Annotated in this window: 2 protein-coding genes; both read right to left on the bottom strand. The window is 40.3% G+C overall.

Annotated features, from left to right (window positions below):
* Nucleotides 1-366 precede the first annotated feature (366 nt).
* On the bottom strand, nt 367-735 hold the full coding sequence (locus G4P69_RS38345; RefSeq protein WP_208344568.1) for a Crp/Fnr family transcriptional regulator: 369 nt from the start codon (nt 733-735) through the stop codon (nt 367-369).
* Nucleotides 736-804: 69 nt separating this feature from the next.
* On the bottom strand, nt 805-1311 hold a 507-nt coding region (locus G4P69_RS38340), incomplete at its 5' end, for a F0F1 ATP synthase subunit gamma (RefSeq protein WP_208355237.1).

The following is a 1311-nucleotide window of genomic DNA, read 5'->3' as shown; positions in this document are numbered from 1 at the left end:
CTTTTGCCAGCAAATAAGATGCTATCAACATTTTAATATAGTGTTAAATATGGTTAATTATGGCGATTTCCCTGTTATGCCAATTCTCTTAAATGGAGCAACAAATAGGATAGGGGTGTACCCTACAGGTTCCTGTAGGGTTCGCCCTTAGAAGATTTTTGATGTGTAGCAACATTTAAGAGAAAAAGCTTTCAGCCTTTATCATTTTTCTTGCACAAATGATGGGATTGCTATACATTCCTTACTCTTGATTGAAGAAGGCAATCATGATTAAATCTTGCCTTCTCCATGATCAAGCTGGTGGTGTATTTAGCCGCCAATAGTGATGAAAAGTTGGTTTTCCCCAGGTAAGGAGCCGAATGTCGGTTAAATCTGATGCTCTAAACGACTAAGGCGCTGGGAATAACTTTTCATGACTAAAAGTGCAAATATCGGTGTTTCTTGAATAGCAAATAAAAACCTTTGTTCGTCTAGAAAAGCCAACTTACAGTCAGTCTTTGCGATCGCTGTGTAAGTTCTGTTTTTTATACCAACAAGTGATCCTGTGCCAAAAACCTCTCCCGCTGCGATCGTTTCTACTATCTTGTTATCAACAGATAAATCAACCTCTCCTTCAAGAATGCCATACATATAATCACCTGGTTGTCCTTCTTCAAAGATGATTTGACCAGCTACAAACACCTTGGGATCTGGTTGCTTTTGAAAAATAGATATAGTCTGTGCAGGCTGTAACATAACTTTTTAACCCTAGTTCCAAGGCTAGTTTAAGCGATCGCGCGTCCTGTACATGGAAATTTTTGAGCTTTACTTTGTCTCGTTCAACGCTTCAAAGCCTGCTACAATATCTAGCAGTTCCTCGGTGATAGAATTCTGGCGCTGATGTTGAAACTGAGCAGTAAGTTCTTCGAGAGACTCCTCTATATTCTTTTGAGCAACTTGCATAGAGGTAAGACGGTGGGAGTTTTCGCTAGCCAAAGACTCGGCGATAACACGATAGAGGGAAATAAAGAAATATTGCTCGATTAACGATGAAAATAGCTTATTCCAGTCCATCGTAAAGGTAGGTAGAGATCGGGAAGACCACCGTTGCTGCTGTAAGTTACGCAACCACTCTTGATCCACAGGTAACAGATGCAAAGAGTGAGGATGATGGGAGTTATTTGAAAGAAATTGGTTGTAAAACAAGGATATTTGGTTTATTCGGTCGTGTGTACGCCATTCTTCTATTTTCAGCAATAGTTCCTGCACTATCGGCGTTATACCAGCAATAGACTTGGGCATTGCAAAGTATTCCTCTACTGACTGTCCTGC

The sequence above is a fragment of the Aetokthonos hydrillicola CCALA 1050 genome (assembly GCF_017591665.1).
Classification (GTDB): Bacteria; Cyanobacteriota; Cyanobacteriia; order Cyanobacteriales; family Nostocaceae; genus Aetokthonos; species Aetokthonos hydrillicola.
Note: the sequence above shows the minus strand (reverse complement) of the source record. Positions and strands in the feature narration are given on the sequence as shown.

Coding starts and splice junctions, on each gene's coding strand:
- G4P69_RS38345 (WP_208344568.1), bottom strand. CDS start 735: ATGTTACAGCCTGCACAGACTATATCTATTTTTCAAAAGCAACCAGAT.